Source organism: uncultured Sphingomonas sp. (assembly GCF_913778135.1).
In the GTDB taxonomy this organism is placed as follows: Bacteria; Pseudomonadota; Alphaproteobacteria; order Sphingomonadales; family Sphingomonadaceae; genus Sphingomonas.
In genome coordinates this window covers 1-6,227 of the sequence record NZ_CAJYVU010000110.1, presented here as the reverse complement: position 1 = coordinate 6,227, position 6,227 = coordinate 1, and the positions used below count along the sequence as shown (strand labels likewise).

Annotated in this window: 9 protein-coding genes; 4 read left to right on the top strand and 5 right to left on the bottom strand. The window is 68.1% G+C overall.

Features of this window, described 5'->3' with window-relative positions; all coding sequences use genetic code 11:
* On the top strand, positions 1 to 356 hold a 356-nt coding region (locus tag QZ847_RS10290), incomplete at its 5' end, for an extensin family protein (RefSeq protein ID WP_294356252.1).
* Entirely contained in the window at positions 347 to 541 is a 195-nt protein-coding gene (locus QZ847_RS10285) for a hypothetical protein (RefSeq protein ID WP_294356251.1), read from the top strand. The genes QZ847_RS10290 and QZ847_RS10285, both read left to right, overlap by 10 nt.
* A gap of 3 nt (positions 542 to 544) precedes the next feature.
* Here the strand turns inward: QZ847_RS10285 and QZ847_RS10280 are convergent, their stop codons facing one another.
* The 4 genes from QZ847_RS10280 to QZ847_RS10265 all read right to left on the bottom strand — a co-directional run bounded on the left by QZ847_RS10280 (position 545) and on the right by QZ847_RS10265 (position 3,354).
* Complete coding sequence (locus QZ847_RS10280; RefSeq protein WP_294191567.1) at positions 545 to 1,096, bottom strand: hypothetical protein; 552 nt, start codon at positions 1,094 to 1,096, stop codon at positions 545 to 547.
* Positions 1,097 to 1,341: 245 nt separating this feature from the next.
* Positions 1,342 to 1,659 (bottom strand): hypothetical protein, encoded by a 318-nt coding sequence (locus QZ847_RS10275; protein WP_093005269.1) that lies wholly within the window; start codon positions 1,657 to 1,659, stop codon positions 1,342 to 1,344.
* Between the two features lie 63 nt (positions 1,660 to 1,722).
* Entirely contained in the window at positions 1,723 to 2,505 is a 783-nt protein-coding gene (locus QZ847_RS10270) for a transglutaminase family protein (RefSeq protein WP_294356248.1), read from the bottom strand.
* A 111-nt stretch (positions 2,506 to 2,616) separates the two neighbouring features.
* The gene (locus QZ847_RS10265) at positions 2,617 to 3,354 is read right to left on the bottom strand and encodes a Bax inhibitor-1/YccA family protein (RefSeq protein WP_294191565.1); all 738 of its coding nucleotides are present in this window, start codon (positions 3,352 to 3,354) and stop codon (positions 2,617 to 2,619) included.
* A gap of 148 nt (positions 3,355 to 3,502) precedes the next feature.
* Between QZ847_RS10265 and thpR the strand changes: the two genes are divergently transcribed.
* Together thpR and QZ847_RS10255 are read left to right on the top strand one after the other, a co-directional pair.
* Positions 3,503 to 4,045 carry an RNA 2',3'-cyclic phosphodiesterase gene (thpR, locus tag QZ847_RS10260; protein WP_294356246.1) on the top strand — a complete coding sequence of 181 codons (543 nt, stop codon included), beginning with the start codon at positions 3,503 to 3,505 and terminating at the stop codon, positions 4,043 to 4,045.
* A 49-nt stretch (positions 4,046 to 4,094) separates the two neighbouring features.
* A complete protein-coding gene (locus QZ847_RS10255; protein WP_294356243.1) occupies positions 4,095 to 5,669 on the top strand; it encodes an MFS transporter in 1,575 nt (524 codons plus the stop codon).
* Position 5,670: 1 nt separating this feature from the next.
* Here QZ847_RS10255 and QZ847_RS10250 read toward each other — a convergent pair whose 3' ends face one another.
* On the bottom strand, positions 5,671 to 6,204 hold the full coding sequence (locus tag QZ847_RS10250) for a superoxide dismutase family protein (protein ID WP_294356241.1): 534 nt from the start codon (positions 6,202 to 6,204) through the stop codon (positions 5,671 to 5,673).
* Positions 6,205 to 6,227 lie beyond the last annotated feature (23 nt).

The window sequence follows — 6,227 nt, the reverse complement described above, 5'->3', positions numbered from 1 at the left end:
CGGCCGAGCGGCACTTCGGCACGCGCGTCGCCTCGATCGATCATTTCGGCAGCTACTCGTGCCGGCGTATCTACGGGCGCGACGCGGGCAATTGGAGCGAGCATTCGACCGCCGACGCGGTCGACATCGCCGGGTTCCGGCTGGCGGACGGACGCCGCATCACCGTGGTGCGCGACTGGAGCGGCGGCAAGGGTGCGGCGGCGCGGGACGAGGCCGCCTTCCTGCACGAGGTACGCGACGGTGCGTGCCGGCTTTTCGCCACCGTGCTGTCGCCCGACTACAACGCCGCGCACCGCGACCACTTCCATCTCGATCAGGCGAAGCGCGGCGCTATGGGGTGGCGCGCGTGCCGGTGACGGCGATCACGCTCGACGCTTTGAACTGGCAGGATTTCCGGGACATCTACGCGGCCCTGCGTGGTGACGGTGCACGGCGCGGAGAAAGCGGACGCTGCGGTACAGGCCCATTGACGCGGCTGGTCACCGTACTCGGTGACGTGCGCGCGCAGTACGGGGTCGACGCGCGCCTCGTCATCGCGTGACGATCAGTGAAGCGGCGCGCCCGCCTCTACCTTCTCCACCCAATGCGGGTAGAAGCCGGGCTGGCGCGACGACCAGCCCGACGCAGTCGCGGCAGCCTCGCTGATCGATTGCAGCAGCGTGCGACGCAGCTCCGGATGAAGGTGGGGGAGCGCGGCCGCCGAGCAGAATGCGGCGGGAAGCCACGGACGCGCGCGCGGACCGATCAGCCGTTCGTAGAGGAAGCGGTAGGCCGAGAAGCTGAGCAAGCGCCCCTGCCCCAGGTCGAAGGCCGAGGTGACGACGAGCGGCGAGAGAAACGGCTCCACCGCGTCTAGCCCGCTGTCATCGGGCACGCTCGCCCGCAATGTGTCGAGCCGACGATAGTGGCGCGCCTGTGCGCGGATCGACGCGGCCTCGACCACGTCGCGCGACCAGCGCAGCATCGCGTCCTGCCGGTCGAGACCAACGTCAAGGCTGCGCCGGATGTAGCGCTGTGTCGCGGCCGGAAAGCTCGCAAATTCCTTCATCTCCGCCAGCGTCATTGCGCCTTCTGCCGGCTTCATCCTCGCGCTCATCATTCACCCCGCCCGCTCAACGTCATCCGAAGATCATACGTCAGGATGGTTAACGCCAGCCTTAACGAATGCGCCTCACGTCACAAATCCATCATGGAAGATGCCGCAGCGCAACATCAATGCGGTGAGTAGTGGTTGGCGAGACTTTTTCTTTCCCGTGCCTGTGTCGCATCGGCCACAATCGGGTGAGATGGAAAAGGGCCGGCGCATGGCCGACCCTCTCACATCAGAACTGCTTTGGGAGATCAGGCGTCGCGCTGGCGCTCGGCCTCCTCGGCAGCGTCGAAGCCCGATGACGCCGGTGGCTCGTCCTTGCGGCCGGGGATGGTGGACGAAATCGGGTCGGACGCGTCCATCGATTCGTCGAGACCCTCGTCGAGCTTCGCATCCTCGTTCGAGGGGTCCTTCTGCAGGCGCTTGTTGATCATCTTGTCCTGACCCGCGTCCTGCCGCGCGTCCTTGCTGCCGCCGGCGTTGCCCGCCTGCGTACCCTCTGGCGCGACCGACATGCTGTCGAGCGCACGGTCGTCGATCGGATTGTTGTCGGGCACCTGAACCTCCATCGATGTTTCGTACCCATCAACGACGCGCGCGTTCGCCTGTTCCTGGCGCCTGTTCCTGCGCGCTCAGTCGGGCAGGCGCGTGACGCTGACCCGCTGCTGCTGGAGCCAAGCGCTACCGAAGATCGTCATGAACGCGATGTCGGTCGCGTCGCGCCCGACGCAGACGCGCGCGATCTCGTCCGCGTGCGCCATGCCGGTCGGGTCGATCAGGTGCCAGGCGCCGCCCAGCCACAGTTCGACCACCGCGTGGAAGTCGGGCGGCTCGACGCCGGGCGCGTAGGCGGCGACGCAGCGCGCCGGGATCTCGCCGGCGCGCGCGAGTGCGACGAGCAGGTGCGCGAAATCGCGGCACACACCGCGGCGCTCGGCAAAGGTGTCGAGCGCGCTGCTGCGCCCATCGCTGCCGACCCCGTCGTAATCGATGTTGGTGCGCACCCACTCGCTGAGCGCGACCGCGAGATCGCCGCCGCGCAGACCGCCGAAGCTGCGGCGCAGGAAATGGTCGAAACGGTGCGACTCGCAGTAACGGCTCGGCAGCAGGTAGGGGATCGTCTGCGGCGGCAGCAGCCCGGCGGGGGTGTGCGGCAGTGCGGCGAGCGGCGGCGTCATGCGGCGGATTTCGACCACCGCGCGGTAGTGCGCGACGAGCCGGTGCTCGGCGGTCGCCCAGGTGCGCTGGCCGATCCCCTCCTCACCCGATACCGCACGAATCGGATGATCGCTCTCGATCACGAGCGACTGTGCCTCGAGCCATTGGTCGGGCAGTGCCGCGGCCTCGATCTGGAGCAACACGTCGGCGGGTTCGGGAAAGCCGTAATCGAGAAAGGCGTCGATCGAGAGGCGCACGCGGGCTTGGGTCTTTCAGGCGAGAGGGCAGGTCAGAAACTCGGCACATACGAAACGGGCCCGGCGGTCGGCCGCCGGGCCCGTGATCTCACATTCTGGTTGCGCTTGCGATCAGTCGCGGCCGGAACCAAACAGACGCAGGATGAACAGGAACATGTTGATGAAGTCGAGGTACAGCGTCAGCGCGGCGAGCACCACTGCCTTTGACACCAGTTCACCGTGGCCGGCGACCTGAAAATACATGCTCTTCGTCCGCTGCGTATCGTAGGCGGTCAGCCCCGCGAACAGCAGCACGCCGACCAGCGAGATGATGAGGCCGAGCGGACCCGAGTTCACGAACATGTTAATAACGCTGGCGACCAGCAGGCCAACGACGCCGATGATCAGGAAGGTGCCGAACGCCGACAGGTCACGCTTGGTCGTGTAGCCGTAGAGGCTGAGCGCCGCGAACCCCGCCGCGGTGGCGAAGAACGCCTGCGCGATGGCGACCGGCGAGTAGACGAGAAAGATCGTCGACAGCGACAGGCCCATCGCGACCGCGAAGCCCCAGAACATGCCGCGCAGCTGCGACGCGCTGAAGCGGTTCTGCCCGAAGCTCATCGCGAACACGAAGGCGAGCGGGGCGAGCACGATCAGCCATTTGAGCGGCGTCTGGAACACGGCGGCCGCGTAGCCCGACAGCGCAAAGCCCAGCGCGACGATGCCCGTCAGCAGCACGCCCGAGGTCATGTAGTTGTAAACAGACAGCATGTACGACCGGAGACCCGCGTCGTAGGCGGCGTCCCGCGTACCGGCCTGCGCCGCCCCGAAGCGGGCGGTAGAGGACCGAGGGTCCGACCAGTTTGCCATTGTCAAATCGCTCCTTCGTCCGGCATGGAACACCGGATCACCGACGAATATCGCGCGGCGCCGATCCGTTTTCAAGCGAGCCGGATGGTTAGCGCGAGCGTGAGCAATTGTTCGTTACACGCCTGACCGCTGCCGATGTGGAGGACGCATGCACCGCCTGTTCGTTGCCCTGCGCCCGCCGCTCGCGATCCGTGACGCGCTGGTCGACGTGATGGACGCACTTCCCGGCGCGCGGTGGCAGGACGACGAGCAGCTGCACGTGACCTTGCGCTTCATCGGCGAGGTCGAGCGCCCCCAGGCGGAGGACATCGCCGCCGCGCTCGCCGCGGTGTCAGCGCCAGTAATAGAGGCGCGGGTTGAGGGCGTCGGCACGTTCGACCGGCGCGGGCGCGTCGACACCTTGTGGGCGCGGATCGTGCCGGCCGAACCGCTCGCCGCGCTTCACCGCAAGGTCGATCAGGCGCTGGCCCGCGCAGGCCTAGCTCGCGACGAGCGGCGCTATCTGCCGCACCTGACGCTGGCGCGGTTCGGCCGGGGCAGCAGCGACGCGGGCGCGATCGCGCGCTGGGCCGCGGATCACGCCGGGCTGACCACACCCGCGTTCACGCTGCCGCACCTGATCCTGTACGAGAGCCACCTGGGGCACGAGGGTGCGCAATACGAGCCGGTCGCGCGCTGGCCGCTGGCGTAGCCCTGCCCTGCCCGCTAGGCTCGGGCTCAAGACAAAAAGGGTGACGGGGATGGCAGAACCGGCAATCACAGGCGAGATACGCCAGAGCGAAACGCGCGCGAGCGGATACGCCTGGTACGTGCTGGCGCTGCTGTTCGTCGTCTACATCCTGAACTTCGTTGACCGGCAGGTGATTTCGATCCTGGCGGAGGACATCAAGCGCGACCTGCACCTGAAGGACGAGGACCTGGGCTTCCTCTACGGCACCGCGTTCGGGGTGTTCTACGCGCTGTTCGGCATTCCGCTCGGCCGACTGGCGGACAGCTGGTCGCGGGTCAGGCTGATGACGATCGGGCTTGGATTGTGGTCGGCGATGACCGCGCTTTCCGGGTTTTCCGCGTCGGGCGCGCAGCTGACCGCGGCGCGAATCGGCGTCGGCGTCGGTGAGGCGACGGCTTCGCCCTCCGCCTATTCGCTGATCTCGGATTATTTCCCGAGAAAACTGCGCGCGACCGCGCTGTCGATCTATTCCGCGGGTATATACGTCGGCGGCGGGTGTTCCCTGTTCATCGGCGGTGCGATCGTGCAGCGCTGGAACGCGGCCTACCCATTTGGTGGCCCGCTGGGGCTGGTCGGGTGGCAGGCGGCGTTCCTCGCGGTCGGGCTGCCGGGACTGGTGCTCGCGGCGTGGATCGCGACGCTGCGTGAGCCGATCCGCGGCGCGGTCGAAGGCTTGCCCGAGCCCGAGCGGCATCCGGCACCGTTCCGTGCCTTCGCCGACGAGTTGCTGACGATCCTGCCGCCGCTGACGCTGATCGGCGCACTGCGCGGTGGCACGCGCGCGCTGCTGGTCAATCTGGCGGGCTTGGGCGTCGTCGTGCTCGTCGTCGTCGCGCTGCTGGCGATGGGGGAGCCCGCTCCGCAGTGGCTCGCGGTCGGCACGGGGTGTTACGCGGTATTCTCATGGGCGTGCGCGTTGAAACGTCGCGATCCTGCCACCTTCGCGCTGATCGTCGGCACGCCCGCGTTCGTGTGCACGGTGGTCGCCTACGGATTGAACGCGTTTCTCGCTTATGCCGCGAGCTTCTGGGCCGCGCCCTATGCGATGCGCGTGCTGGGCGTGGAGCCGGCGATCGCGGGACTGATCCTCGGCAGCGTCGGCGCGCTGTCGGGATTTCTGGGCGTGACGGTCGGCGGGGTGATCGGCGACCGGTTGCGGCAGCGAAACCCCGCAGGGCGGCTGGTGATGGTGGTCGCGGGCGCGATCCTGCCGCTGCCGTTCCTCGCCATCGGCTTTACCACCAAGACGCCCATGATACTCTACCCGTGCCTGTTCGCGGCGCAGTTCTTCGCCAGTTGGGCGCTGGGAACCGCCGCGGCGACGACGCAGGATCTGGTGCTGCCGCGGATGCGGGGGACGGCGACCGCGACGTTCTTCATCGGCACGACACTGCTCGGCCTGGCGCTGGGGCCGTATCTGGCGGGGCGCGTGTCGACGCTGACGGAGAGTCTTTCAACCGGCATGCTGTCGCTACTGCTGACCGCGCCGATCACGATCGCGGCCGCGATCGCTGCCTATCGCCTAGTGCCCGCCGCCGAGCGCACGCGCGAGGAGCGCGCGCGGGCGGCGGGCGAGCTGATCTAGCTCAAGCCGGCTGGAACACGCCACAAGCGATCCGGTCGCCCGAGTTGCCCGATGGGTCGGTCATGAGGTCGTCCGCCTTGGCATGAACGATGAAGGCGGCACCGTCCGCGTCCATCAGGCTCGCCATCGTCGCACCCGGTATCGTCGCGCCAACGGTGCCGCGGCCCCCTGAGTCGATCACGAGGTTGGGCAGGTCGCCCTCGTGCGGGCCCTGCGGGTTCATCGAACCGTGTTTGCGCATCGTCGGGTTCCAGTGACCGCCCGCGGTGGTGAACGCGGGCGCGTCGCAGCGGCCGAAGGTGTGGACGTGGACGCCGTGCGTACCGACCGGCATCGCCATCGCGTCAACGGTGAAGCGCAGCCCGCCCGCCACCTCAGTCGCCGTCGCGCGGCCGACATCGGTCCCGTCGGCGGTTCGAAGCATCGCCACGGCCTTCGCGCCGCCCGCCATCGGCGTACCGGTCGCCATCTCCTCACGCGCGCAGGCACCGAGCGTCAGCGCCGCACCTCCCGCTACCAGCAACATCAGCCGCATTGTCCATCTCCCTGTTTGAACCG

Bases quoted from the DNA above. Each gene is read 5' to 3' on its own strand.
- QZ847_RS10280 (WP_294191567.1), bottom strand. From the start codon at position 1,096: ATGAGCGCGAGGATGAAGCCGGCAGAAGGCGCAATGACGCTGGCGGAG.
- QZ847_RS10275 (WP_093005269.1), bottom strand. From the start codon at position 1,659: ATGGAGGTTCAGGTGCCCGACAACAATCCGATCGACGACCGTGCGCTC.
- QZ847_RS10265 (WP_294191565.1), bottom strand. From the start codon at position 3,354: ATGGCAAACTGGTCGGACCCTCGGTCCTCTACCGCCCGCTTCGGGGCG.
- thpR (WP_294356246.1), top strand. From the start codon at position 3,503: ATGCACCGCCTGTTCGTTGCCCTGCGCCCGCCGCTCGCGATCCGTGAC.
- QZ847_RS10255 (WP_294356243.1), top strand. From the start codon at position 4,095: ATGGCAGAACCGGCAATCACAGGCGAGATACGCCAGAGCGAAACGCGC.
- QZ847_RS10250 (WP_294356241.1), bottom strand. From the start codon at position 6,204: ATGCGGCTGATGTTGCTGGTAGCGGGAGGTGCGGCGCTGACGCTCGGT.